The sequence below is a fragment of the Sphingorhabdus sp. EL138 genome (genome assembly GCF_945862485.1).
In the GTDB taxonomy this organism is placed as follows: domain Bacteria; phylum Pseudomonadota; class Alphaproteobacteria; order Sphingomonadales; family Sphingomonadaceae; genus Sphingorhabdus_B.
In genome coordinates this window covers 130587-153930 of sequence record NZ_CAMAYF010000002.1, presented here as the reverse complement: position 1 = coordinate 153930, position 23344 = coordinate 130587, and the positions used below count along the sequence as shown (strand labels likewise).

General features: G+C 52.7%; 23 protein-coding genes. 9 read left to right on the top strand and 14 right to left on the bottom strand.

What is annotated here, in order from left to right:
* Positions 1-2: 2 nt before the first annotated feature.
* Positions 3-1208, bottom strand: a complete 1206-nt coding sequence (locus Q0O33_RS01910; protein WP_295495290.1) for a cytochrome P450 — start codon at positions 1206-1208, stop codon at positions 3-5.
* A 193-nt stretch (positions 1209-1401) separates the two neighbouring features.
* Here Q0O33_RS01910 and Q0O33_RS01905 point away from each other — a divergent pair, with 193 nt between their 5' ends.
* Genes Q0O33_RS01905 through Q0O33_RS01895 form a run of 3 tightly spaced genes read left to right on the top strand, consistent with a single transcriptional unit; the run spans position 1402 to position 4465 of the window.
* Positions 1402-2577 carry an acyl-CoA dehydrogenase family protein gene (locus Q0O33_RS01905; RefSeq protein ID WP_295495288.1) on the top strand — a complete coding sequence of 392 codons (1176 nt, stop codon included), beginning with the start codon at positions 1402-1404 and terminating at the stop codon, positions 2575-2577.
* Complete coding sequence (locus Q0O33_RS01900) at positions 2574-3647, top strand: acyl-CoA dehydrogenase family protein (protein WP_295495285.1); 1074 nt, start codon at positions 2574-2576, stop codon at positions 3645-3647. The genes Q0O33_RS01905 and Q0O33_RS01900 overlap by 4 nt, the downstream gene beginning before the upstream one ends.
* Positions 3644-4465, top strand: a complete 822-nt coding sequence (locus Q0O33_RS01895) for an enoyl-CoA hydratase-related protein (protein WP_295495284.1) — start codon at positions 3644-3646, stop codon at positions 4463-4465. The genes Q0O33_RS01900 and Q0O33_RS01895 overlap by 4 nt, the downstream gene beginning before the upstream one ends.
* Positions 4466-4497: 32 nt before the next feature.
* On the opposite strand, the gene Q0O33_RS01890 is transcribed toward Q0O33_RS01895, so the two are convergent.
* The 5 genes from Q0O33_RS01890 to Q0O33_RS01870 all read right to left on the bottom strand — a co-directional run bounded on the left by Q0O33_RS01890 (position 4498) and on the right by Q0O33_RS01870 (position 10667).
* Entirely contained in the window at positions 4498-5937 is a 1440-nt protein-coding gene (locus Q0O33_RS01890; RefSeq protein WP_295495281.1) for an MFS transporter, read from the bottom strand.
* Positions 5938-5996: 59 nt separating this feature from the next.
* Entirely contained in the window at positions 5997-7199 is a 1203-nt protein-coding gene (locus tag Q0O33_RS01885; protein ID WP_295495278.1) for an acyl-CoA dehydrogenase family protein, read from the bottom strand.
* On the bottom strand, positions 7199-8272 hold the full coding sequence (locus Q0O33_RS01880) for an acyl-CoA dehydrogenase family protein (RefSeq protein WP_295495277.1): 1074 nt from the start codon (positions 8270-8272) through the stop codon (positions 7199-7201). Before Q0O33_RS01880 ends, Q0O33_RS01885 begins: the two co-directional genes overlap by 1 nt.
* A 17-nt stretch (positions 8273-8289) precedes the next feature.
* Positions 8290-9090 (bottom strand): enoyl-CoA hydratase-related protein, encoded by an 801-nt coding sequence (locus Q0O33_RS01875; RefSeq protein ID WP_295495275.1) that lies wholly within the window; start codon positions 9088-9090, stop codon positions 8290-8292.
* A 251-nt stretch (positions 9091-9341) separates the two neighbouring features.
* Positions 9342-10667, bottom strand: coding sequence for an MFS transporter (locus Q0O33_RS01870; RefSeq protein WP_295495273.1), 1326 nt, complete (start codon positions 10665-10667; stop codon positions 9342-9344).
* A gap of 276 nt (positions 10668-10943) precedes the next feature.
* Between Q0O33_RS01870 and Q0O33_RS01865 the strand changes: the two genes are divergently transcribed.
* Positions 10944-11708: an N-acyl homoserine lactonase family protein gene (locus Q0O33_RS01865; RefSeq protein WP_295495270.1), complete on the top strand. Its 765-nt coding sequence runs from the start codon at positions 10944-10946 to the stop codon at positions 11706-11708.
* 6 nt (positions 11709-11714) lie between these two features.
* Here Q0O33_RS01865 and Q0O33_RS01860 read toward each other — a convergent pair whose 3' ends face one another.
* Genes Q0O33_RS01860 through Q0O33_RS01825 form a run of 8 tightly spaced genes read right to left on the bottom strand, consistent with a single transcriptional unit; the run spans position 11715 to position 19004 of the window.
* On the bottom strand, positions 11715-12452 hold the full coding sequence (locus Q0O33_RS01860) for an enoyl-CoA hydratase/isomerase family protein (protein ID WP_295495267.1): 738 nt from the start codon (positions 12450-12452) through the stop codon (positions 11715-11717).
* A 14-nt stretch (positions 12453-12466) separates the two neighbouring features.
* Positions 12467-13630: an NADH:flavin oxidoreductase/NADH oxidase gene (locus Q0O33_RS01855; RefSeq protein WP_295495264.1), complete on the bottom strand. Its 1164-nt coding sequence runs from the start codon at positions 13628-13630 to the stop codon at positions 12467-12469.
* The gene (locus tag Q0O33_RS01850) at positions 13627-14655 is read right to left on the bottom strand and encodes an aldo/keto reductase (protein WP_295495261.1); all 1029 of its coding nucleotides are present in this window, start codon (positions 14653-14655) and stop codon (positions 13627-13629) included. The genes Q0O33_RS01855 and Q0O33_RS01850 overlap by 4 nt, the downstream gene beginning before the upstream one ends.
* Before the next feature lie 8 nt (positions 14656-14663).
* Entirely contained in the window at positions 14664-15137 is a 474-nt protein-coding gene (locus Q0O33_RS01845) for a hotdog fold thioesterase (RefSeq protein ID WP_295495258.1), read from the bottom strand.
* Positions 15134-16006, bottom strand: a complete 873-nt coding sequence (locus Q0O33_RS01840) for an SDR family oxidoreductase (RefSeq protein WP_295495256.1) — start codon at positions 16004-16006, stop codon at positions 15134-15136. Before Q0O33_RS01840 ends, Q0O33_RS01845 begins: the two co-directional genes overlap by 4 nt.
* 24 nt (positions 16007-16030) lie before the next feature.
* Complete coding sequence (locus tag Q0O33_RS01835) at positions 16031-16921, bottom strand: molybdopterin-binding protein (RefSeq protein ID WP_295495254.1); 891 nt, start codon at positions 16919-16921, stop codon at positions 16031-16033.
* Positions 16918-18348, bottom strand: a complete 1431-nt coding sequence (locus tag Q0O33_RS01830) for a hypothetical protein (RefSeq protein WP_295495252.1) — start codon at positions 18346-18348, stop codon at positions 16918-16920. The genes Q0O33_RS01835 and Q0O33_RS01830 overlap by 4 nt, the downstream gene beginning before the upstream one ends.
* Before the next feature lie 5 nt (positions 18349-18353).
* Entirely contained in the window at positions 18354-19004 is a 651-nt protein-coding gene (locus Q0O33_RS01825; protein ID WP_295495251.1) for a 4Fe-4S dicluster domain-containing protein, read from the bottom strand.
* Positions 19005-19128: 124 nt separating this feature from the next.
* On the opposite strand from Q0O33_RS01825, the gene Q0O33_RS01820 reads away from it, so the two are divergent.
* From Q0O33_RS01820 to Q0O33_RS01800, 5 genes are read left to right on the top strand one after another with little or no spacing between them, the layout of a single operon-like run.
* Positions 19129-19794 (top strand): TetR/AcrR family transcriptional regulator, encoded by a 666-nt coding sequence (locus tag Q0O33_RS01820; protein WP_295495248.1) that lies wholly within the window; start codon positions 19129-19131, stop codon positions 19792-19794.
* 12 nt (positions 19795-19806) lie between these two features.
* On the top strand, positions 19807-20418 hold the full coding sequence (locus Q0O33_RS01815) for a 4Fe-4S binding protein (protein ID WP_295495245.1): 612 nt from the start codon (positions 19807-19809) through the stop codon (positions 20416-20418).
* The gene (locus Q0O33_RS01810; protein ID WP_295495242.1) at positions 20415-21830 is read left to right on the top strand and encodes a hypothetical protein; all 1416 of its coding nucleotides are present in this window, start codon (positions 20415-20417) and stop codon (positions 21828-21830) included. The genes Q0O33_RS01815 and Q0O33_RS01810 overlap by 4 nt, the downstream gene beginning before the upstream one ends.
* Positions 21831-21833: 3 nt before the next feature.
* Complete coding sequence (locus tag Q0O33_RS01805) at positions 21834-22736, top strand: molybdopterin-binding protein (protein WP_295495240.1); 903 nt, start codon at positions 21834-21836, stop codon at positions 22734-22736.
* A complete protein-coding gene (locus tag Q0O33_RS01800) occupies positions 22733-23344 on the top strand; it encodes a hypothetical protein (protein WP_295495238.1) in 612 nt (203 codons plus the stop codon). Before Q0O33_RS01805 ends, Q0O33_RS01800 begins: the two co-directional genes overlap by 4 nt.

Genomic DNA, 23344 nt, shown 5'->3' with positions numbered 1-23344 from the left:
CTTCATACTTTCCACTTCAAAGGCAGGGCCAGAACCCCGTTAACGGGTCCTGATTTCATGATTAGTGGCTTGTCTGTCTCAATTTCGAAATCGGGGATCATTGGCAACCATTCGTCCATGAAAACCATGATCTCGCGACGGGCCAACACTGCACCTGGGCAAACATGTGGCCCGGCTCCAAATGCGGCGTGTTTAACCTCGGACGGTTTTCGATCGAAGTTGACAGTCAGCGGGTCTGCGTTCTTTCTGTCATCGAGACCGAATAGGCATTTCGGTAACTGTATCAGATCGCCTTCTCGGAACTGAATGCCCTTGTAGAGATAGTCTTTGGTCAGCACGCGGGCAGTATTAGGCAGGCCATAGCGACGCAAAAGTTCTTCAGTGGCGCGTGCGCGCATTTGTGGTTGTTCATGCAAGGCACGTCGCTGTTCTGGATTACGCGCCAAATGCATCGCGATAAAGCCTAATTGGGATGCCACTGTATCAAGGCCGCCGAACAGTAGGAGGCTAGACATTCCAAACACTTCATCGCGTGACGGGGGACGTCCATTGATGTCGCTCGTGATAACCATACTAAGCACGTCATCACCCGGGTTTTGCATCCGCGCATCGATATATGGCGTCAAATACTCCCGCATTTTCGCGTGCACTTCTGCGCGCAACGCGACGTCTGGCGAACGGACCGCAATTTCGGCCCATTCGAGCAAGAAACTACGATGCTCCAGCGGCAAAGCCACCATGCCAAGAAAGACGTTTATCGGGAGAACTTTCGCAAAATCCTCAACGAATTCGCATTCGCCGCGTGGTGCAATCTCAGCTACCAAGCTGCGCGCGGTTTCCCTTGCAATGTCCTCGAGGGTTTTGATCGTTCTGGGCTGAAACGCAGGCATGATGGCCTTGCGAAATGGTGTGTGCACGGGGGGATCAAGACCAAGCGGAAGGGAATATTGGTCATAGTCGCTACGAGGCAGATTGAAGTTTTTATGACTGAAATGTTCATAATCAACCTGCATCTCACCGATATCATCGGCGCGGGTCGCAATCCAATGACCACCATTGTGGGGAGTCCAGACAATGTCGGGTCCGTCGTGGAGAGTTGCCCAAGCAAGTTGGATGTCCTCTTTTCCAAGTTGATCCAGCGCGAAAAAATCGAAATCTACGACAAGTTCGGGCGGGACATGGTCAGGTATCAGCGCGTTGGTGGACATGATTTTCTCTCCTTATTGAAACGCAATCTGACAAAAAGGCAAAAAATGTCAATATGACTTTCAATGCGATTTGTCGCTTTTTCCATGTAGCCAATCTAAGCGGCATGAAGCTTAATCAGTTAAAGGATTAATGCTTGACTCAATCGCTCAACAAGTTTTCAGATGTTGCCTTAATAGTCTAAAGGATTAATCGATGGAATTGGACTTCGGTACTGAGTTTGACACGTTCCGTGAGGAAGTTCGCGCCTTTATCAAGGGGAACTGGCCACCTGCGGATGGCAATCTAAAATCGCACGAAAATGAGCGGGCATTCGTCATGGCGGGCGTCGACCGCGGGTATATGCATCGCAGCATTCCAAAGGCTTATGGTGGGTCTGAACAGCCATCGGATATCATAAAGGCGGAAATCATCCGCGAGGAACTAACCAAGGCACGTGCGCCTGCAGGCCGGATTCCTGGGAATGGACTTGTTGTTCCCGTATTACTCGAATGGGGAACGGAAGAGCAGAAGCAAAAATGGATTGCTCCAACCTTACGCGGCGACATTATCTGGGCGCAGGGTTTTTCAGAACCAAATGCAGGGTCTGATCTGGCTGCGCTGCGGACCAAGGCCGAGCTAACGGCCGACGGGTCCAAATGGATTATCAACGGTCAGAAGATCTGGACAACGCACGGCCACAAGGCAACGCACATGTTCTGTCTGGTGCGCACGGAACCCGATGCGCAGAAGCATGCTGGAATTTCCTATCTGCTCGTCGATATTCGCCAGCCTGGCGTGACGGTGCGCCCGCTCGTACAAATGACTGGCCAGAAAGAATTCAGTGAAGTCTTTTTTGACAACGCCGAGACGCCGGCAGACATGCTCGTTGGTGAGCGTGGCAAGGGTTGGAACGTCACGCGCTCAACATTGAAGCATGAGCGGTCCGGCATTGCCACTATGACTTGGAGCCTCTCGATGTTCCGAGACTTGGTCAAGCTTGCAAAAGAGGTTGAGCGCGACGGCCAACCTGCGATCAAGAACCCACGAATTCGTGAGGAGCTCGCTGCGATTGAAGGGCAGTTGATGAGCCTAACCTATTCCACCTATCGAGCGACGTCGCATGATGTACACGGCCGTGATGTCGGCCCGTTCCAGACGATGCCTAAAGTGTACATGACAGATTTGGCCGGACGCATATCCAAGCTGGCGCGCGACATCGTTGAAAACGACTTCGTAGACATGGGCGGCGAGCGGCTTAAATGGATCGAACGATTTATGATCTCGCTCTCTATGTCGATTGCGGGCGGCACCTCGAACATTCAACGGAACATCATTGCGGAGCGCAGCCTTGGCTTGCCCCGTGATAAAAGCCAGGGGGCAACGCCATGAATTTTCTTCTATCCGAAGAGCAGCTCGCCTTAGTTGATAGCGTGACCAATTTATTGCGGGACAAATGCGATCCATTGCGTGTCCACAAGATATTTGACGCCCTCGGCGATGCGCAGTTTGATGCGGAGCTCTGGAGTGCACTTTGTGAAATGGGCGTGCCTGCAATCATCGTTCCTGAGGAAAATAGCGGCCTTGGCCTCGAACTGGTCGATGTAGCTATTGTAGCTGAAGCACTTGGCAAAGCCGCAGCACCGGTTCCTTTGCTTGGGCATAGCCTTGCCACTATTGCCATTTCACTTGCCGGCTCCGACGCACAAAAGTCTAAATGGCTTCCGTTGCTTGCCACTGGTGAGGCGCTTGGCACCGTTGCCTTTTGTGAAGGTAAAAGCGGTTGGATGCCCGACGAATGGACTATGGCGGGGCTGAACCTGACCGGGACAAAGACATTGGTTCCCAATGCTGCTGAAGCGGACGTGATCATCGTTGGCACAGCAGATGGATTGGCATTGGTTGAAAAGGGAAGCAATTATACCACAGCGCGGGTTAACAGTGCAGACCGGACACGCCCAGTTGATACCGTCACTTTTGACGCGACTTCTGCTGAATTGCTGCCGCGCGGTAAAGAAACTGCAGCGCATCTAATGGACGCGGCTTCTGTGTTATTGGCAGCAGACTCGTTTGGCGGTGCAGAGCATTGCGTGAACATGTCTGTCGATTACGCTAAAATGCGTGAGCAATACGGACAGGCAATTGCTGGTTTCCAAGGCCTGCGTTATCAGTTGGTTGCAATGGCAATGGCCACTGAGCCTTCGCGTGGTCTTTATTGGTATGCTGCGCATGCTTGGGATGCGATACCGGACAAATCATCCCACGCGGCCTCGCAAGCCAAAGCGCACCTTACTGACATATATCTGCAAGTTACGCGCGATACGGTTGAAGCGCATGGAGGTATTGGGTTCACTTGGGAGCATGACACGCATCTCTATATGAAGCGGGCGATGCTCAATTGGGCTTGGGCGGGAACGCCATCGCGTCATCGCTTGCGCGCTGCTGATCTGGCGGGCTGGTGACTGTAAGCGGGGCAGGCTCTGTTTTATACGCCGTGGAAGACGGCGTGGCGCGGGTGACACTGAACCGGCCAGACCGGCTGAATGCTTCAAACGGGGACATGTCTCGTGGGTTGACAGAGGCTTTCTCCAAAGCTGCTGCCGATCCTGACGTGCGTGTTGCTTTGCTCTCGGGTGCTGGGCGTGGCTTTTGCGCGGGCGCCGACATGCAAGTCCTAAATGAGTTGTCTGCAGGACCGGAAGTGACGACAACACGATCAGGCGGCTTACGCTATGATGGATTGATGGCTCTGCCAAAGCCAGTGATTGCAGCAATACATGGTCCATGTGCGGGTATCGGACTTGCGATGGCATGCGCCGCGGACATTCGCATTGCCGCTGAAGATGCATTCTTCGTGGCACCATTTGCCGGGCTTGGTTTATGTGCAGAAGGGGGGCTCGCATGGTCGCTGTCGCGGCTAATTGGTCCGGGCAACGCCGCCGAGATGCTGATGTCGGCCCGTCGGTTGGACGCGCAGGAGGCCTTTGCCAAAGGGCTGGTGTCGATGACAATGCCGGTAGAAGGCTTTTCGGATGCCGCTTTTCATTATGCCCGCTCAGTTGCAAAAAATGCGCCGGCGAGTTTTGCGATGATGAAGACGCAGCTACAGGATGCCGATCTTCAGGGTTTTGAAGCGGCACGCCAGAGCGCCTATATGTTGGCACAACTGACGCTTCAGAGCGACGACTTCAAAGAAGCCATGGCCGCCAAGCGGGAAAAACGCACGCCGCAGTTCACGTCAATAACAGCAATATTTGACCCGCCAGTCAGCACTGGCTGACACACAACCCATTTGTGTTGTGATTGAAGACGCTATCCTGTGGCATCTGCCGAATTGGAGAGCATTTTAGGCAACATCTGGCACAGTATAAGTGCAATAAATGCCGTCGCGGCCACATATAAAAATGCGGTTTGATACGCTGCCTCATCGGGGAATGCGTGGTGTCCGCCTACTTTGCTCGGCGCACTGTGGCTCACTGCAAGCAACGTTGCGACCGTTTGAGCGCCGATTGCCATTGCGGTGGAACGGATAACACCCATCATGCCCGTAGCTTCGCTGGTCCGGTCGGATGGCACAGAGTGCACTACGATTACCGGCACAATGACATACAGGATCCCAAGTCCAATGCCTTGTAAGATCATGAGCAAAATGACGATGGTGACATTGTTGTTAAAGAATGCGAGCAGCACAAATGCCGAGAACATCATGCTGCAGCCAAGCCTGGCAAGGTTACGCGGCCCAAAGCGGTGAACCGCCGCGCCGACAAACGGAGTGGTCAGGCCTGCACAGATGTTAGCCGGCAAAAGCAGAAAACCTGCCATGGTTGCTGTCAAGCCAAGGCCAATACCCGTCGCAAGCGGTTGTTGACCGAATAACGACATCAGGTGGCCGCCTTGATATACGCCCAATGCGACAAAAATCATTACGATGTTGGGCCATGCAATAGCGGGCTTGGCCAGCAGGCGGACGTCCAGAAGCGGGTTTTTGACGCTCAGTTCGCGCCAAATCCAGGCACTAAAAAATACGACAGCGGCTAAGACCCATGACAATGACGTCGTAGCGAACAAGCCCTGTTTTGAAATGGTTGTGATGCCCAAAAGCAAGCTAACCACGGCAGGAATGAAGAGGAGGCCACCGAGCAAGTCCTCAAGAACACCCTTTACCGTTGAAATCTTGTCCTTTGCAATAAACAACAGGACAACAAGAAATGCGAATATGCCAAGGCCAGTCGTAATCTTGAAAATCATTGTCCAGTCGGCATGGTCAATAATCAGGCCGCCTATTACCAGCCCGGATGCCGACGCAATCGTAACCGTTGAAGAAATTAGACCTATCCCAAGTGGGACCTTTTTCAGGCTTACCCGCTCTCGGATCATGCCGAAGCATAAGGGAACGATGGCACCAGCGAAACCTTGCAGGGTGCGTCCGAGAATGAGTAACTCAAGATCTTTCGTGACGCTGCTGATCGCGGATCCAAGCGTGGACAATGCCAAAACCCACAGCAACACATTGCGCCGTCCAAGCAGATCGCCCAACCGCCCAAAAAGTGCTGCTCCAGCGGCTGCGGACAGCATGAACGACGTAACCAGCCAGCCAGCTTCCGACGTACCGCCATATTCGCGGACAAGCGTCGGTAATGCCGCATAGATCATCGTGAGTTCAAGAGCAGCCACCAGTTCCGCTATCATCAGCGGAATGACGAGCCGGTAAAAAATCTTCTTTTCTTCGGTCGCCATTTCTAGTGGTTGCATTAATCGCTCTCCTTTTGCACCATTTTCGGTCGTTCAGCGCCGAATACAGGTGCCCGTTGTCAGCCTTTCGGAAGGCCCAATATTCTCTCCGAAATGATATTACGCATAATCTCGTTTGATCCGCCGGCGATTGTCCAGCCATAACTATTCAAGAAATCATTGATCCGGAGGCGGCTGCTGTGGCTGGTCCCAGGTATCGCTGGTTGCCATTTTTGTGTCTGCAGCCCTTCAGCGCGGAGAAGAAATTCCGTGTAGCGTTGCAGGAATGGCCCCCACGTTACCTTGATATAGGTCGGTAATGTCGGCGAAGCTTTGTCTGGGTTCGCCTCCAACTCGATGAGCAGTTTTTTAATCATCAACCGCACAGATTGAAGTTCGCCATAAAGAGCGGCATATTCGCGGCGGAATTGGACGTCACGCATCCAGTTATCCCGAGCGTCTTGCCCATCAAGTTGGAATGAACGTGCAAGCCTTTCAACTTCGCCAAAAATAAGCAATCCACGTTCTGTAGACAGCGTGGATTGCGCGATGTTCCAGCCATTGCCCTCCGCGCCGATCAGGTTCGCTACAGGTATTTTGACATCGTCCATGAAAATCTCGGCAAAATGCGCTTCGCCAGTGATTTGGTTGATAGGACGGACCTCAATACCGGGCGTTTTCATGTCCATGATGAAATAGGAAATACCATCATGCTTACGGGCAACATTTGCATCGGTACGCGCCAACAAAAGGCAATAATCAGCGTGATACGCACCAGATGACCAGATTTTTTGGCCATTGATAACATAGTGATCACCTTGCAGGACCGCGCTGGTGCGCAGGCTGGCGAGGTCAGAGCCCGCTCCGGGTTCCGAAAAGCCCTGACACCAGATATCTGTGCCTTCGGTAATGCCTGTAAGATACTTATCCTTTTGTGCCTGCGTGCCATGTTCGAACAGCGTGGCTGGCGTGTGGAAAAGCGAAATTCCGAACATTTCCAACTCAGGGGCGTCAGCACGAGAAAATTCCTCATAAACCATGATTTGATAGGCAAATGGCAAGCCGGGGCCGCCCCATTCCTTTGGCCAATGGGGGGTTCCAAGTCCAACAGCTCTGCGTTCAGTCAGCCATTTTACGACTTCCGCCTTTAACGCGCTGTCGCGGACATTTTGCCATATTTGGCGCCAGTTTTTGGGTGCTTTTTCTGCTAGCCAGTCGCGCATTTCCTGACGAAATGCCTGTTCGTTTCCTACTTTGCCAAGGATATCATATGTCCGGCTCATTATGCGGCCTCCAGCATGTCTGCAATGCGATCAAGCAGCACTGATCGGGTTCCAAACAGTGCTTCGTTTAACTTTGCGCGCTTCAAATATATGTGCGGGACATATTCGGACGTGAAACCAACACCGCCGTGTAACTGAATGCAATCGCGCGCAACTTCGGCAGCTATGCGGGTTACATGCTGCTTCGCCGTTAACGCCGCGAGAAGCGCGTGCGGGGTGCCGCCCTCCATTCCTGCTGCAAACTCAACAAGGCCACGCGCGGCTTCGAGCGCCGCTTTGTGGTCGGCTACACGATGTTTAAGCGCCTGAAAGGATCCGATGACGCGACCAAATTGTTCGCGTACTTTAAGATATTCGATTGTGGCAACCAACACGGCATTACCGCCTCCAAGTGCGTCAGCAGCAAGAGCGATAGCAGCGAGGCGGAGCAATTCATTTTCCAAGGCGATCGGATTTTTCGGGACAAGGATATGAACCGAATCTAGCGACACATTTTTCAAGGTAACCGATCCAATGGATCGCGTTGTGTCCGCCAATAATGCGCGCTCAATTGACACCCCTTGCGCATCGGCAGGAATGGCAAGCCAGACTACGTGACCGGCGCGATCAGCGCGTAGTAACAAGATAGACGCAGAAGGCGCATCTAAAACATTCGCAACCGTTCCGTTCAACGTTTGGCCATCAACATTGAGTGGAGTGTCTGGGGGCTGCGATACGCATGCGCGGGTTGAGCCGTCAGCAAGACCGGAGAGCAACACTTCCTTTTGGACGTCGCTCCCCGCTGCTTCCACCAAAGCAACGGCGAGCATAGTGCCAAGCAAAGGCAATGGTGCCGCCGCATAACCCAAAGCTTCGTGCAAAGCGGCAGTTGCCTGCGTACCCATGCCGAGACCACCCATTGCTTCAGATACCGAAAGTGCAGGCCAACCAAGGGCGCTTATTTCGGACCATAAATCTGCCGCATAAGGTGCATTACTCCGCGGATAAGCCACAGCTTTTTCGCGAGGCCATTCGGCACTTAGAAATTCGTTAAAACTCTCGGACAGAACGCCGATATCGATTTGTTCAGACATTATTGAATTTCCGCTGGTTATTCGTTGGTGAATTGGGGAGGGCGCTTTTCAAGGATCGCATGTACGGCCTCTGGATGGTTCGGTGATGCCCATGAAATTGTTTCAAGCCGCAGCATCTCGTCCATATAACGCTTAGCCTTATCCAAAATATCTAGGTTCAAGGCTTGTTTCGTGGTTTGAACAGCTTTTGGCGATTGCGCCAAAAACATGTCGACCCACTCTTGCACCGCAGCATCTAACGCGTCGCGACTGACGGCGTCGGTGACCAGTCCCTTTGCTTTAGCATCAGCGCCAGACAATGGTTTGCCAGAGAGCAAATGGCGTCTTGCTTCAACAAGTCCGACCAAATTGGGCCACAATAGAGCGCCGCCATCACCAGTTGCGAGACCAACATTAACATGTGAATCACCAATTTTAGCATCATCGACTATGATGGTAATGTCTCCCGCCAACGCAATGGTGGCGCCAAGTCCCATCGCATGCCCGTTAATGCGTGAGATTACTGGTTTCGGGCATTCCAGCATACCAACAACAATGGCGTGCGCCTCGGCAATGCCAATTTGCCAGCGGCCATGATCTGGCCAACCATCAACCATTCTGTTTAAATCGCCGCCAGCACAAAAGGCGCGGTCCCCAGCGCCCGTCATCACAATCACGCGCACATCTGTATCTGTTGCCGCATCTGCCCAAATTTGCCCTAATTCGCGATGGGCATCACTCGTCATAGCATTCAGCGGAGGGTTGTTAAGCATCACCGTGAGAACGTTTCCGTCCAGTGTCACGGCCAGGCCGGTATATGACGCATAGCGTGACAACACTTTAATCCTCCTAATAGGTTACCTGATTACCTTGCATTGAAGCCAAGCAGTGAGCAAGCCTTGTTTTGTAATTTTTGGAGAGAAAAGCGCAATCGGTTTGCGAACGAATAAAAGATTTTAGAAAAGCATAATAGATTGACGGTCAGCGCTATGGAAACTTAAGATATGAAGGCGCAAGAACCCGACTTTCCTTGCGCCTCAGAAAGTTGCTTTAGATTTGTTTGATCGCGTGGTTCATCCATAATCAAAACCTAGATTGCGTTTTGGTTAGCGTCAGCCACCGCTTGTCGCATCGGGCGTAGACCTAGGGCCATAAGCAACATGATGAATGGAGGAACGACTATAAAGGCAAGCGCAAGTGCGGGGCCAAGATTTCCATCCTCACCAAATATCAAACTTGCGGCCAGCGCCACCATTGCTGGACCAAGACCAAAGCCAACAAGATTATAGACCAGCAAAAAGCTTGCCGACGCTATGCCCCGACGTTCTGGGACTGTCGCCAACTGCAAGGCCGCCGCGGCCACCGCAATAAATGGTGCGATAACGCCCAAGACCACGATGCCGCCAAATGCCACCCACATATTTGATGACGTAAAAGCTGTTATGCCCGCCACTGCAAAAATCGGCATGATAAAAACGTACATGCGCAGATGGGCGTCCTGAAGGCCACGCTTCGTGAGCCAATCTGCCAGCATTCCACCCCCAACCATACCCAACGCTCCAGCCACCATAGATTTGACGCCAAGCAAAGTGCTGACCATGGCGACAGTCCAGCCGAATTCCCGCATCATATATGTTGCCGACCACGCCGTTGTCGCCGCACCTAAGAAACAAAAGAGTGAGAATGCGGAAAAGTGGCAGGCGTAAAAACGCCAGTGCTTTTTGAAATGCCCCCGAACAGCCGCAGCCTTGTCTTCGGCCATCAGCTTGCTGTCGCGGCGGCCCGGGTCGGGAAAAGCAAAAACAAGGATTGCCATGGGAATGCCAAGCGTGCCTATTGCAAGGAACACCAATTGCCAATCATGCATCATTCCAATCAAGGGCAAGTCTATGTCGGCGTATCGCGCAAGATAACTGATGAGCAAACCACCGACGACATAAGAGAGTGAACCACCCGCTATGCCGCCTAGTGAAAACACACCCATCGCCCGTCCAAGACGTGATTTTTCCACCATGTCACTGATGATTGAGTAAGCGGCAGGTAGCAATGCTGCTTCCCCAGCACCCACGCCAAATCGCGCGAGAAGCAAATGACTATAGCTATTCGCAAACCCGCTTGCTGCAGTGCTGACAGACCAAATGAGAATACCAATAAAAATGATCAGTCGTCGGTTGTGGCGGTCAACCATCCATCCGACAAATGGCCCACAAAGTGCGTAAAATAAAGTAAAGCCTAAGCCCTGAAGGAAACCCATTTGGACGTCGCTGACACCAAGATCGTTTCGTATGGGATCAACCAGCAGTGTGAGTATCTGCCGGTCAAGATAGGCAAGTGTGTAAATGAGCAGAAGGATGATTATAGTCTGCCACTCGGCCGAGCGAAGACGTACGGAACCGTGTGGCAGACTAATTGTCATTTCTAATGTACCTTGAAAACGAAGTTCGGCCCGAATGCCGCATGTTCCCTTAGTTTCAAAACCTTTTTTGATCTAATTTTCCAAGACGCGCCGAGGCGTCCCGGCGTGGATACCATGTTTGAGTTAGTTGGAGTGCCGTCGACAACCAATAGGCCGGTTAGGCAAAGGTCACACGATCTTAGAGGCACATAACCAGGCCGGCTGCGCTTGCCTGAGGCACTCAAAATAGTTAGACGATAAAGATCTTTGCGTTTGGGTTTTAGGTGAGAGAGAAAAATGATGACAGACCAGGTGACACTTTATGCCTTCAACACAGGCTGGTTTCAGTGCAAGCCAGGATATTATATTGAAGGTGATGAAGGTCCGCACATGCGGGCCCCTGTTCCATCCTATCTTATCGATCATCCAAAAGGGCGGGCGTTGTTTGACACCGGGATGGGCGTTCGTTTTCGCCGGGAACAGGGCAATGCGTTGCCGGCTGATAAATTTGGTTTGGAATGGTTCGAAGGGATGGATATCGCCACCCGGCTGAAATCGATCGATGTTTACCCCGCAAGCATTAACTGGATCATCAATTCGCATCTCCACATCGATCATTGTGGGGGCAATGCACACCTGCCGAATGCAACCATGATTGTTCAGTTGAGCGAATATGAAACGGCTAAAAACTGTGACCAACCATTGCTCTATTCATCCGAAGATTATGAGACCGGCCAGCCAGTGAAAACTGTTTCAGGTGAACACGACCTGTTTGGCGATGGGACGGTCCGCATTATCCCGACCTTTGGCCATACGCCGGGGCATCAGAGCGTAATCGTCAAACTGGCGGGCGGCGAAGTGCTTCTCGCAGGCGATTGCTGCTATACCGAACGTAATCTGGATGTCATGGTGCTGCCCAAGGCAACCAATGATATGGAGCTTGGTATGGAGACCTATCGCCGTCTGGATGCGTTACGGAAAAATGGTACGCACATCCTGTTCGGGCATGACGGGTTGCAATGGAAAAACGTGACCGAAGGCGCTCCGTTTTCGATCAGATAGCAGCGATTATTTTTTGCTAAAACCTTGGGCAACACGCTCTTCCAAATCGGTGCCACGGCCTTTGGTGTTGAAAACCTCATGGGCAAGGCCCGCATCAAGCGGCAGATCGGCCTGCGCGATATAGAGTTCCTTATAAGCAAATATGCTATGCCGGCTTTGACCGGCAATCGCGCGTGCCATATCCATCGTCACAGTTTCAAGCTGATCGTCGGGCACGCATTTGTTGGCAAGGCCGATCCGTTCCGCTTCGCGTCCTGAAACCGGTAGGCCGGTATAGCTGATCTCACGTGCTTTGAAGCTGCCCACGCGGCGCGGCAGGCGTTGGGTCATACCCCACATGGGTACCATGGAAAATTTGCCGTGGGTGTCGGCAAAGCTTGCACTTTCGGAGGCGAGAATGATGTCCCCAGTTAAGGCCAATTCCAGCCCACCCGTAAAGCATCCCCCTTGCACGGCGACGATCAGCGGCTGAGGCAGATTGGCGATCCGCGTGACGATATGCGGTTGATAGAAAGGGCGGGGAAATGTGATGCCGCGCTCTTTAAGATCGTTGCCTGCGCAAAACACTGGTCCAGTCGAACGTAATATGACGACAGCAATGTCGCGGCCTGCGGCTTCGATGGTGTCAAGATGGCCCTCAAGCTCCTGCCAAAGTGCCAAGCTAAGGGCATTACGCTGTGCCGGACGATTGATCGTCAATATGGCAATGCCGTCAGAGCATGTATACGTCACCAAAGAAGTCATATCCGGCTCTCCTATTATTTGCCTTGTTGCGCCTTGCGGCGGCGCAACCACCAGCCATATTGCGGGGGCATAAATTTCCAACCGTTTGCTTCATCATGTTCAGCGGCAATTTGCATCGGCCAGTTCGGATTCCAAAGCAATTCGCGGCCAAGCGCAACAAGGTCGGCGCGACCATCTTGCAACGCGATGGCAGCTTGTTCGCCGGTCCGGATAAGCCCAACACCCATCGTCGGAAGCCCCGATTCCTTGCGAATTTGCTCTGAAAATGGGAGCTGAAAACCGGTTGTCCTTGCGACAAGGCTATTTTCGGCAGGCAACTTAAAGCCACCTGAGGAACAATCGATCATGTCGATACCCAGCTTTTTCAGTTCAGAAGCATAAGCAACGGAATCCTCAATCTGCCAGCCAATCCCAACGCCATCAACCGACGATACCCGAACCATGCAGGGCAGGTGATCGGGCCAAACTTCGCGCATTATGCCGGCAATACGCAAAGGGAGTTTCATACGCCCGGCGCGATCGCCGCCATATTCGTCCGTGCGTTGGTTGCCCAAGGGAGAGAGGAAGCTATGCATCAAATAGCCATGGGCACAGTGCAATTCGCAGACATCAAAGCCGGCATCGCGGGCACGGATAAAAGCAGCGCGATAATCGGCGACAACTTGCTCAATGGCGTCAAGGCTCATGTTCGTGGGTGTTGGCCAATCTTTATCGAAGGGAATTGCGCTTGGCGCGCATGCCTCCCAAGGCCCTTCGTCGCGCGCTGCAATATCGTCATTACCCAATGGGCCGCCGCCCTCCCACGGTCGTTGGGAAGACCCCTTCCGACCGGAATGCGCGATTTGAATTGCCGACGCTGCCCCTAAATCGCGGATCAATGTTGTCAGCTTTTTCAAGCCGGGCACATGTTCGTCTTTCCAGATACCCAGGCAGCCATGGGTAATCCGTCCCTGAAGGTTGACCGAGCTTTGCTCGACAAAGACAAGACCAGCGCCGCCAGCTGCCAATTTGCCGACATGTTGCACATGCCAATCGGTTACATGGCCATCAATGGCGGAATAGGTCGCCATCGGCGACACGACAATACGGTTGCGCAGCTCCAGCCCACGTAGAGTATAAGGTTGGAACAATATGTCCAGATCAACACATGTGTCGTTACCAGATGCGTTAATAGTCATTCAGCCGCCGCCTTAAGTGTTAGTTTGCCGCCGATGAGCATGGGACCAGCAAGGCCAACAACCTGATGCGGCATATATGGACTTTCCAAACGTGCAACTTCTTCAGTCGAAAGCGTCAATTGAACAGCGGCAATGGCATCGGTCAAATGCGATGGCTTTGTCGCACCAATTATAGGCGCTGTAATGCCTGGCTTGCCGAGTAGCCATGCCATAGCGATTTGTGCACGCGGTAGGCCACGTTCATTGGCCACTTCGGCAACCGCCTCAACAATCTGACGGTCATTGTCCGTGGTCGCACGATAGAGATAGGTGCTAAACATATCGGTTTCGGACCGGGCCGTTTTTTCGTTCCAATCACGCGTCAGCATGCCACGCGCCAATGGGCTCCATGGAAGAACGCCGACCCCCTGATCGATACAAAGCGGGATCATCTCACGCTCTTCCTCGCGATAGACAAGGTTTACCTGAGGTTGCATCGAGATGAACTGTGTCCATCCATTGCGCTCTGCCGTGTATTGCGCTTTGGCAAATTGCCATGCGTACATGGATGATGCTCCGATATAGCGGGCCTTTCCGGCTTTCACGATATCGTGCAGCGCTTCCATCGTTTCTTCGATTGGTACGTTGTAATCCCAGCGGTGGATCTGGAACACATCGACATAATCGGTACCCAAGCGTTGCAGACTGTCGTCAATTGCTTGAAACAAGGCTTTGCGGGACAGGCCACCCGTATTTGGGGCGCCGCGCCAAGGGGCATAGGCCTTTGTCGCCAGCACAATCTCATCACGGTGCGCGAAGTCCGCCATGGCACGGCCTACGATCCTCTCGGAATCTCCCGCCGAATATTCGTTCGCGGTATCGAGAAAGTTTATCCCTGCTTCCAAAGCCTGCCGGATGATAATGCGGCTTTCCTCTTCATCAACGGTCCATTCGTGGCGTCCAGCGTCCGGACGACCAAAACTCATGCAGCCTAATGAAAGCCTCGATACGATGAGGCCGGACTTGCCCAGATTACGATATTCCATAATTTTCCTTACTTCCGTTCGAGCGGGATGACGGCGATCGTAAATCGCGAAATACAGACCAGTTTTTCATTTTCATCAGTGATACGGATCGACCAAATTTGGGTCGTTCGGCCAATGGATTCAGGCCGCGCTGTGCCTGTTACCCAACCTGTATGGACAGGGCGGATATGATTTGCGTTTATCTCCATGCCCACGGCGATGAACTTGTCTAAGTCGATAACATGGGCAGCTCCCAGAGAACCTAAGGTTTCTGCTAGCGCGAGCGAGGCGCCCCCGTGCAGGCGGCCCCATGGTTGGTGGGTGCGAACATCAACCGGCATGCGTCCGGCCAACCAGTCGTCACCAACCGCTGTAACTTCAATACCCAGCAAAGCTTGCATCGAATTAATCCCGAGCAGATTGAGCGCATCGGGGTTTGGGTTGATTGCCTGCCACCAAATTGATTGAGGTACGGTTACATCCACCACTTGCGACGCGTTCACTTTGCTTCGTTCTTCAATTCAGCAGCGACCGCTGCAATGACGCTGTTCACCTCATAACGGTCTTCGTTCCGTTCCCAAGGCGCTTGTTTCGCAAATGCAGCCTTCATCTCATCCAATCGCTTTTCCGCTGCTTTGATAGTGTGTGAATGAGTGACGATGTAAAAGTCACCTCGCAGGGCACCATCTACGGCATCGCGCGCCGCTTCTTCAACGGGCATACCGCGTGCTTGAATGCGCGCGCTCATATCAAGATTACGTTCCTGAACAGGAAGTCCGTCGGGTCGTGGTCCGCCACCCAACGCCGTTCCCACAAGGCCGGGGCAGAAAACACTAACTGAGATATTCTCCGGTGTCTCGGCGCGTAACACTTCGGCCAATCCCAAAACGGCGTGCTTTGATGCAGTATAGACCGCTGCATTGGCGTGTTGGAAACCAAGTGAATGTTCGGAGCCCGTAAAGCAAATCCGGCCGCCCTCTTGCTGCTGCTCCATCATGCGGGCAAATGTTGCGGTGGTATCCCATACGCCGCGAATGTTGACGCTTAATATCCAGTCCGCCTCGGGAACAGTCATTTTGGTGTAGCGGCCAGCGGCAATCACACCTGCATTGGCGAACAACATGTCGCAACCGCCCAGCGTGTCTTTTGTATGTGTTGCCAGGGCTTCAACCTGTTCGTGCTTGGAAACGTCGCAGACGAAGCTGCTGCAGCCCGAGTTCAGGCTGGCCCGCGTTTCTGTAAGCCCAGCCTCATTTACATCTGCGACAATAACCTTTGCACCACGGGCCGATAGTTCCTGCGCGATAGCGCAGCCTATGCCCGACGCGCCGCCGGTTACGACGGCCCGTTTGTTCGCAAGAGATGAAGACATTTTGTGCTCTCCGTGTTTTAATTATCAATGGTGATGGTGATGATGGGGCAGGGTCGAGCGCAGCGGCACCGCAATGGCTTCCACCAGATCGCGCCTGTCTAACTTCGCTTTCAAACCATCCATTATGACGGGCAGGGCCAGTTTAACTTCATGCGTAGGTCCGGGCAGAGCAAAGATCGTCGACCAACCAAGCTGTCCGATAGCAATCCGCACCGCATCTTTTACATGCCTGCCATGGCCACGCTTATACTGCGCCAATATAGCTGTAGAAAGGTCTGGGTCGAGCCGTTCAATCGCCTCAATCGTGTGGTCCTTGTTCTCTGCGCCAACACCGCCGGTGGTGATAATGATGCCGAAGCCTTCACCTGACAATCGGGCCACAATGCCGGCGATCTCCGCTTCGCTGTCACCAGCGATGCCACCAAATTCAACCTCAAAACCAGCATCGTCCATCGCACTGCGAATGGCCGCAAAATTTGTATCCTCTATCTCGCCAGCGAGTAACTCGCTGCCTGTGCTGACCACAGCGACGCGGCGCGATGCATAATGAGCGATCTGGTTTTCCAACTTGCGCGCATCGGCCAGATAACGGTCAACCTCGGCACGTGGCGTTCCGATGACGCCCAAAATGCCTTCGGAATGAATGGATGCATTATCTGCGACGTGAACACCAGATATGTCGGCGATCGCCTCAAGCAGTTCGCCCTGCTTACCGGTAATATTTTCCAGCTCAACACGTGGCACCAAAATGTCCAAGACGACCAAATCTGCCCGGACGTCGGTCACGAACACTTTATCACGCGGCAACATGAGTATGTCGGCAACGACATTAGCCAAATTCGGAAGGTTCGCGTTGGCAAGGCTGATCCCATGAAGCCAGACCTCTGTTTTTTCCAACAATTGAACCGACGTCATAGTGCTAACCCGCGTTGACGTAACCATTTGGGTAGGAATTCATTCTCGACCCGATCGCGAACATGCGGTGCGCGTGACATGAGGTGCTCGCCTAGCTTTCGGCTAACCCTGAAGGCACCGGGGGTGCGGTCAAACACGATGATATTGTCAGTCCCTCCATCGCGGCAGGCCGCTTCAACGGCCTCATCCAACGTCGGCCAGACAGGAGCCTTTGCACGATCAAAATGATAGTTGGATGGATCGTTCAACATCCATCTGTTTACCGTGTCACCAACGACATGGATCGGATAATTATCCCAAAGAAATGGCTGAGGCACACCACCCGCCATATAGTTGACTACAATCGCTTTAATGGCATTGTTTTTGCCCATGGTTAGGCCCGGTTCGGCGCTATCGTGACGTTCTGCCGCCAGCAAAGATAAGTTGTCTAGATCCATGAAATCGACGTCGGCGCAGAGCATATTGTCGAATGCAATTCCGCCAGCATAACAATAAACGCCGCAGCCATGGTCATCGAATACCACCACGCAATCCTCTATTTCGCCCAAAATTTTCATAGCCATGGCGTAGTTGCGCATGATCCCTGCGGCCAAACGACGATCAAGTGCCTTTAAATCATTATCGGCCTCGACGCTGACCACCCCTTCCGATGTGGTATCAAGCACCATGGTGCCGACATAACGTTGCTGGATGAAGTCGCTTTCAAATATGCAGCGCGACACAATCTGGCCTGTGCGCGGGCCAAAGCCGAAATGATAAGCTGAGCGCGATTCCAGCCGGGCATATGCCATGCCAAACGGTTTCATCAGCCGATCGAGCATGCGGTGCAAATAGCCCTCGCGCATTTCGGTCACATGGGTGTGAATAAAATAGGGTGCATCGAACAATTTTTTGGTGACGTACATGTCGCCAAGTTTTGTATCGACTTTGGTTCCGGCACCCATTTGCGGGCATTCTTCGACATCTCCGAACCGCTCTTCGAGCCGGTAGATTTTTACCCAATCGGGATTTTCGATATGCCCCATCGATTCCGCGATACGCAGACGAACTTTCGCGCCACGGGTCTTTTTGACATGCTCGGCAATCACCTCAAGCATTGTCACATAGGCCTCGCCGCATAATTGCAAGCCATGCGGATTGGCAATGAGATTGACCATGCGACCAGCTTCAATTTTAGACCAGTCCAGCGCTTCTGCTCTGACCTGTGCCTGCCGCCGCACCTCATCGAGATTTGTTGGCCCAAGCAAAGCATCTTCGGACCAGATCGTCTGCGGCAGGTCCGGCATCAAAGAACGGATGGGCAGGGCGGTCATACCGGGAAGATCAGCTGCACGCTTAGCGACCACCTTGGCGGGCTCGCGCTTGTTCCATGTGCGGTGAAAGGCTGGCGGACGCAACGCGTCCATAAATGGTGAAAGCAACGCCATTCTGATTAACGCCTTTTCAATTTCGCCATGTCACCAAATTCCTTGTCGAGCGGATATTCAGGGAAGGCGTTACGGATCGCTTCGGGGAGCGAGCCGTCGGGCTGCACATGTTGCCATAAAGTTGCTGACTCGCCATACCATTGGAACCCATTTTTGGGGTTACGTGGAGCATCTCCGTGCCCTGCACAAGCGAGCAAATGCAAGATGGGTTGCATACATAATTCGACACATCCTGTTCGGGCACCGGTCGCAAGCGAAACCGCTTCAGGAGAATGTGCACCCGCGATAATGGCCGTCGCGATGTCCCCGGCTTTGGTATCGGTACAAACACAAATTTGCATATTGCGGCCATAGCCTGCTTTTCGGCATAATGTTTTTACGGCGTCTTCGTCGACTTGGGGTAGTTCAAAACCGACATCAAAAGGTTCGTCTAACTCGACCATCTCGATGGCATCATCAGGACAGATTTCGACACATGCCTGTGCATTGTAGCAGGCTTCTGGTTCTAAGACGGCTATGTTGCGTCCTGTACCAGGCTCATCCGCGCGGCGTGGCCGCATACCAATCGCAACCGTTGGGCACACTTGCTCACACAGGCGGCAGCCTGTGCATTTATCGACGATGATTTGTGCCACCATGCGAACGCGTTTGGGCAAGCGCTCCTCCTGTCAAAGTCATAAACTTGGCTGATGCAGCCAAAAAGGAATCAATCAATTTTATTTACTGTCTGACAGTAAGTTTGTAGATTGTTGAGAGCAAGAGGATTCGGGGCAGGTGAATATGGTAAGTGTTGCCGTTATCTCTCGTACGCAAGAAGAACGTACAGAAGCAGCAAAGGAGCGGATTCGCGACACTGCATTGTTGTTATTTGGCGAAAACGGATATGATGCGACAACATTAGCGGCCATCAGCCTAAAAGCGGGATTTAGCCGGACGCTTGCACAATATCATTATCCTGAGAAATCGGACCTAGCACTAGAACTTCTCGATGAACGCATTCGGCGTGACAATCATTTGGAACTCTTGAATTGTGCCGATGAATTAAGCGCGCAAGGTGCTTGGGATTGCCTCATGCGGCATCTCGAATCTGTAAGTGATTATTATGGCAAGCTTCACGGGGCATGCGATCACAGTATTGTCGTGCGCGGAGAAATGGCCTTACATGCAGCGGCGCTTATGCATGCTGATGCCGCTTTGTCTGCCCGCGTGCACAATCTTACCGTTGATTTAATTGCGCGGATAGAACGCTTGTTCGAAATTTGCCGCAAAGCAAATTTTATTCCAGTTAATTCCGATCCTCATGCGTTGGCGATCCTGCATGTTCACTCGATATGGGGATTGGCACAGGCTTTGTTTGCAAATCCGAAAGGTAGCAAGCCTATAGCTGCCGCCTTCGAACAAATTCATGTTTTGCTCGAGGCGCTTCGAACGCCCGAGAAATTGTGAGGGAGAGCGAAAGTGGCCACGATAAAACTTGTCGCAGATTATAACGCGGATCCATGCACTGGTTGCAAATTATGTGACATCGTCTGCCCAAGTGGTGCCATTAAAATGGAAGCGCGTAAGCCTGTTATTGACGAAGCCTTGTGCATTGGCTGTGGACGCTGCGTTGATCGCTGCCCCGAAGATATCATGTGGATGATACAGCGTTCAGAACCGTTGGTGACAACCGTTCATCCTGACGAAGTGGATCAGGAGGCAGTGACCGCTCTGCTCGAGAAAGCAGGTATTGAAGCCGCCATGTCAGTATGTGTGTGCACATTGACGCCGGGATCGGAAATCGCAGCTTCGATTATCAAAGGTGCGAAAAATCTAGAAGAAGTCTGTGCAGCAACCGGTATGCGGTCGGGGTGTGGCATTTACTGCGTGGCTCCAGCGCTGCGTCTGCTTGAAGCTGCAGGATGCGATATGACGCCGCCGGGTCAACACCGTTGGTATCCCTCAACGCTCTCGCTTTATGATCTAAGCGATGAAGTGTGTGCCAAATATCCTGACGCCTATATTGAAGAAGACAGGGCGGTTTTTGATCCCGAACACAAATATGGGCCACTTTCGAAGGAGATATTGTGATGAATGCTCATACCGCGATCAAGCCTCCTGCATTCATGCACTCAGATTACGGGCCAGCGCTTCAGCCGCATGTTTCCGAGACGATTGAGTCCATGGTTTCGGTACCGCTGACAGAATTCTTCCCAAACTTTGCGCCTGCTATAACGTCGGGATATCCCGAAACACTCGAAGCTGATCTAGAGCGGGTACGCGCTGAAACGCGCAAATCGCTTGCCCTCGTTGATATGTCGAGCATTGCGGCGACGGATAGCGTTAACATTCTCGCTTCGGAGCATGGCTTTGGCTTGATGGGCGGCTGGCCTTATGCCGAAATGATCAAAACGATCCGCGAAGTTGTGATAGAGCGCACGGGGTGTACAAAAATCCATTTGCGGCTGGCCATTTATCGGGGCTTCAAAGAGGCAGAAGAAGTTGCCGAGCATTTCGGATTTAACGAGGCATTCGAGGGACGGGTAAAAGGCCTCGGGCCATTTGACCAAGGCGTTGAAGTCGAAACTGTTGTAGGTCCGATGTACCTCATCAAACGGGCCTTTGATGCGACAAAGTTCATCCACGCTTATTATGACGATCCGCGCGAAATGTACTTCAATCGGTTGTTGTACAAATCGTTCAAGTCGTTTTGCATGTCTTATGCGCGGTATGAAACGCGGTCTGTTTATCATAGCATGTTCGGCAATCGCAGCGGCAGCGTCATCCCCCGCGCACTGTTCGATAGCGACTTCATCCAGCAACGTTATACATTTAGTTCAGTATTGTGCACGACGCCCATGGGGGTCATTGGGGTCGATGCGACAACCGATTTATATGCCATTGATCGACGCATTACCAAAAGCCATCTTGAAACCTATGGCCGAATGCAGCGATTATTCGCGGAGATAAAGGATTGTGTTGCCATTTGGGACGGCGGTCGCTGGGGCTATTATCTTCATGGCGGCGGTTTGATTTTTGGCACGCTTCTTACCAACCATTCGGATGCGTTCGACCTTGACCAACCTGTAGTTGCAGGATTCATGCAATCGCCCACTGCGCCAGTAAACTTCTCGCGGAATAAAAATTTGCGCGGGGTTGTTGTCAATCAGGCTTGGGTTGGTGCAGGCATTCCTTATGTGACCATGCCCTTTACAACGCCAATGTATATTGTCGGCGAAGAACAAGCTCAGATGTGGCGTGAAGACCCTACTAACCCGTTGTTGATGGACCGCGCCACTGTGGTTGACAGTTTGCATCAGGGCGTCGCGATGGCGTGTGAAAAGGGACAGACAGACAAATTGATCGTTTTTGACGGAAGCTATGGCCATTTGACCTGCAATCAAGCCTTAGCCGACTTGTTGAAGGCACGTGCGCCAGCGGTCGATAAAATGGTTGGTGAAGAGTTATTGCCCAAATGGCTGGCACAGCGCGGACTTTCCTGACCCGTGGCAACTGACCTTGACCTTCTCTCCAAGACCGAGCTTTGGGTAGAAGACATCATTCTTGATGATGTGGATCTCACCCGCCTCGCTCTATGTGCCGGCGATATATTAGGTTTAGGACCGGAAGACATATTTGTGACCGACGTCCGTGACCAAAGGGTCGTGTTTGACGTGGTGTCTCAGACCGTCATCCTCGACGCAATTGCGGGCAAAGAAGCCGCGCTGCTTGCTGCACTCGCAGCTTTTTCAGGTGTCACACTGGGTAACCAAGCATCAGTGCATAGCTTCGGCGTGCTAGGAGTGATAGGTGCGCCCGCCGAGCAGGCCGCAGATATATTGGCTAATGCGGCAAATCTTGAGGCGGGATTGCAAGCTTATGTGGCTCGGTCCGTTGTGGTGCTGTCCACCGGTGGCGAAGTGGCGCGCGGGGAAATTGAGGATACAAACTACGCCGCTGTGAAATCTATAATGGGTGATCAAGGCTATCGGGTCGATCATGCCGGCGTGATCGAAGATGATGAAGCGCTGATCGCGGCGCGTATTGGCCATTTGCTTGAAGAAGGTTATGGCATGATCATCACGACTGGTGGCGTCGGGGCAGAAGATAAAGACAAAACGATCGAGGCGATGCAGCGCCTTGCTCCGGAGCTTTCGACAGCCGTTTTAGCAGAATATAAGGTGGGCCATGGCCGCCATGTTAAACCCCATGTCCGTGTAGCATGTGGGCGCATTGGCAATATATTGCTTGTCGCCCTGCCGGGACCAACGCGGGAAGTCTTGGCCGCCCTACCAGTACTTGTAAAGGCAGTGGCCGAAGGGCAGGCACCTGCCACATTGGCAGAAACAATTGCAACACCCATTCGGGCACTTTGGAAGGCCCATAAAATGGAGCTCGCACATATATGATATCATTCGAATTTCTCACGGTCCTTGTGGCTGGCCTTGGCATGGGCATTTTGCATGCTTTTGATCCTGATCATGTGATGACCATGTCGTCGCTTGGCGCGCGCCCTGACGCGCGGGGTGCAACGAAGCGATATGCGTTTTCTTGGGGAATTGGCCATGGGGGCATCTTGGTAATTGCCGCGCTTGCCTTGCTGTTGTTTAAAACACCTCTGCCCGAAACCTTGCCAACAGGCGCGGAGCGTATTGTCGGAGTTATCCTGATTGCCGCCGGTGGTAGCCTTGCTCTCGCGTTATGGCGGAACAATAGCCCCAAAACATTATTGCCCGGAACACGCGCACCATTTTTGATTGGGATGGTCCATGGCACCGCGGGAAGTGCGGCGGTTTTTGCCTTACTTCCCATCGGATTGCTGTCGCCAGTTCATGGGGTTTTCTATGTTCTTGTTTTTTCGTTCGGTGTGCTTGTCGGGATGATTGGGTTTGGTCACGCTTTTGACCGGTTACAGGCGCTGATTGCTCAGCGCGGACAGACTTTTGTCAAACCGATCCGCGCTTGCGTTGCAACCCTTGCTATCGGCATGGGTGGTTATTGGCTGGTGGGCGCATAA

What these genes read in the sequence shown, in the direction of transcription:
- Q0O33_RS01910 (WP_295495290.1), bottom strand. Translation starts at nt 1,208, where the DNA reads ATGTCCACCAACGCGCTGATACCTGACCATGTCCCGCCCGAACTTGTC.
- Q0O33_RS01905 (WP_295495288.1), top strand. Translation starts at nt 1,402, where the DNA reads ATGGAATTGGACTTCGGTACTGAGTTTGACACGTTCCGTGAGGAAGTT.
- Q0O33_RS01900 (WP_295495285.1), top strand. Translation starts at nt 2,574, where the DNA reads ATGAATTTTCTTCTATCCGAAGAGCAGCTCGCCTTAGTTGATAGCGTG.
- Q0O33_RS01890 (WP_295495281.1), bottom strand. Translation starts at nt 5,937, where the DNA reads ATGCAACCACTAGAAATGGCGACCGAAGAAAAGAAGATTTTTTACCGG.
- Q0O33_RS01885 (WP_295495278.1), bottom strand. Translation starts at nt 7,199, where the DNA reads ATGAGCCGGACATATGATATCCTTGGCAAAGTAGGAAACGAACAGGCA.
- Q0O33_RS01880 (WP_295495277.1), bottom strand. Translation starts at nt 8,272, where the DNA reads ATGTCTGAACAAATCGATATCGGCGTTCTGTCCGAGAGTTTTAACGAA.
- Q0O33_RS01870 (WP_295495273.1), bottom strand. Translation starts at nt 10,667, where the DNA reads ATGACAATTAGTCTGCCACACGGTTCCGTACGTCTTCGCTCGGCCGAG.
- Q0O33_RS01865 (WP_295495270.1), top strand. Translation starts at nt 10,944, where the DNA reads ATGATGACAGACCAGGTGACACTTTATGCCTTCAACACAGGCTGGTTT.
- Q0O33_RS01860 (WP_295495267.1), bottom strand. Translation starts at nt 12,452, where the DNA reads ATGACTTCTTTGGTGACGTATACATGCTCTGACGGCATTGCCATATTG.
- Q0O33_RS01855 (WP_295495264.1), bottom strand. Translation starts at nt 13,630, where the DNA reads ATGACTATTAACGCATCTGGTAACGACACATGTGTTGATCTGGACATA.
- Q0O33_RS01850 (WP_295495261.1), bottom strand. Translation starts at nt 14,655, where the DNA reads ATGGAATATCGTAATCTGGGCAAGTCCGGCCTCATCGTATCGAGGCTT.
- Q0O33_RS01840 (WP_295495256.1), bottom strand. Translation starts at nt 16,006, where the DNA reads ATGTCTTCATCTCTTGCGAACAAACGGGCCGTCGTAACCGGCGGCGCG.
- Q0O33_RS01835 (WP_295495254.1), bottom strand. Translation starts at nt 16,921, where the DNA reads ATGACGTCGGTTCAATTGTTGGAAAAAACAGAGGTCTGGCTTCATGGG.
- Q0O33_RS01830 (WP_295495252.1), bottom strand. Translation starts at nt 18,348, where the DNA reads ATGGCGTTGCTTTCACCATTTATGGACGCGTTGCGTCCGCCAGCCTTT.
- Q0O33_RS01820 (WP_295495248.1), top strand. Translation starts at nt 19,129, where the DNA reads ATGGTAAGTGTTGCCGTTATCTCTCGTACGCAAGAAGAACGTACAGAA.
- Q0O33_RS01800 (WP_295495238.1), top strand. Translation starts at nt 22,733, where the DNA reads ATGATATCATTCGAATTTCTCACGGTCCTTGTGGCTGGCCTTGGCATG.